The sequence below is a fragment of the Proteus myxofaciens ATCC 19692 genome (genome assembly GCF_001654855.1).
Classification (GTDB): Bacteria; Pseudomonadota; Gammaproteobacteria; order Enterobacterales; family Enterobacteriaceae; genus Proteus; species Proteus myxofaciens.
This window is the reverse complement of the sequence record NZ_LXEN01000177.1, coordinates 1-1,622: the sequence shown is the minus strand read 5'-3', so window position 1 is coordinate 1,622 and position 1,622 is coordinate 1. Positions and strand designations below refer to the sequence as shown.

Annotated in this window: 2 protein-coding genes; one reads left to right on the top strand and one right to left on the bottom strand. The window is 26.0% G+C overall.

The features are described 5' to 3' along the window. Positions 1-124 precede the first annotated feature (124 nt). Entirely contained in the window at positions 125-412 is a 288-nt protein-coding gene (locus tag M983_RS16465; RefSeq protein ID WP_066753577.1) for a putative quinol monooxygenase, read from the bottom strand. 490 nt (positions 413-902) lie between these two features. Here M983_RS16465 and ivy point away from each other — a divergent pair, with 490 nt between their 5' ends. Continuing rightward, entirely contained in the window at positions 903-1,349 is a 447-nt protein-coding gene (gene ivy / locus M983_RS16460; protein ID WP_066753566.1) for an Ivy family C-type lysozyme inhibitor, read from the top strand. Positions 1,350-1,622: the final 273 nt, after the last annotated feature.

The following is a 1,622-nucleotide window of genomic DNA, read 5'->3' as shown; positions in this document are numbered from 1 at the left end:
ATATTTTATTTATTAATAAGTTAAATTACAACAAGATAAAGATTTGGATATAAAACTATCTAAGTTGTTATTCTGAGCCCTTGACGTAATAAATAAGAACTCAGAATATGTAGAATAAGATGATTTAGATTTTTTTTAAGATTTTGATGTCTAATACATCAAGTTTTCCATCTATTTGACTAAGTAGCTTTTTAAAATGCTCACTATTATTGTGTTCATCTACAGCTTGCTGAGATTTCCATACTTCAAAAAAGACATATGTATCATCATGCGAAACATCTTGATGCAATTCATATGACGTATTTCCAGCCTCTTCACGACTAGGGGTAACAACCGCTTTAAGAGCATTACATACAGTATCTTTATATTGTTCTTTCGCTACCATTGTTGCAACAATGCGAACTTCACTCATATTAGCTCCTTGATTTTTTAAGTAACAATAACAATATAGCGCACTATTTATTATTACATAAAGTATTAATTGAGAATTAAGATATACTCTTCTTCTAAGTTAATTTGAATAAAAATTAGCAAAATAGACTTACTTTCTAGCATAATAGAGAAGTAGAGCTTACAAAAAATCGAATCCTCAAGCTAAACAATAAAGAATTTAATGCTATATTTTTCATTATAACATTAATAATTTTCTATTTTACTATATCTGTATGTAATAAACCTCATTCTGAAAAAACTCATATCACAGTTCTACAACATAAAGTATAAATAACTTTCAATTTACACATTTTTATTTATTAGGAATAGATTAATCTTAATTTTCCCATCAAAGAAGTTTATTTCTTTGCTAAATTCCCTTTTTTAACTTATTTATATAATTAAAGTGTACATTTAATATGTATTAACTTTGACTGAATATTTCATTTTTTAATTAAAAGGTAATTAATATGCTGAAAAATATTATAGCAATAGCCGCACTTCTAGTAACTACAAATGTACTTGCTACTAATGATTTAACTATTGAGAAATTAGCAACCAATAAAGAGACTAAAGCATCATTTAGTAAAATCGTAAAAGATAATCATTTTCCTTCTTGGATTTTAAAAGGTGCGACAGAATCAGAACCCAAAGAAATTACATTGAAAGGTGATCGTTATCAAATAGTGCAAGGTTGTAAGCCACATGATTGTGCTTCTGAACAATTAGTTGTTATGTATTCAAAAGATAAAAAAGTCATGGCTGGTGTATTCTCAAAACTTAACGAGAATAAAAATAAACAAGAATTGACCTGGTTCAATATTAACGATAATTTGTCCATTGATGGAAAAACGGTTTTATTTGCAGCAATTACTGGTAGCTTAGATAATCATCCAAATGCATTTAACTATAACTAATTAATTTTTATATTAAACTGATAATGCTTTTGCATTATCAGTTTAATAGTGTATTTAAAAAATCAACTCTAACATCATGTATTATCAACATTTCTCTTTACTTTCACTTCCTCTCCTTGCAATAAATATAGCAATAAAAAAATAAAATATTTTTATATTAATCCATTAATGGAAATGATATTTATTATAAACAACTCTCTATCGTAAGTTATCATAATTTAAATGATGATTTCATTTATATATTATGTCATGAATTATTATCGGGAGTATTAC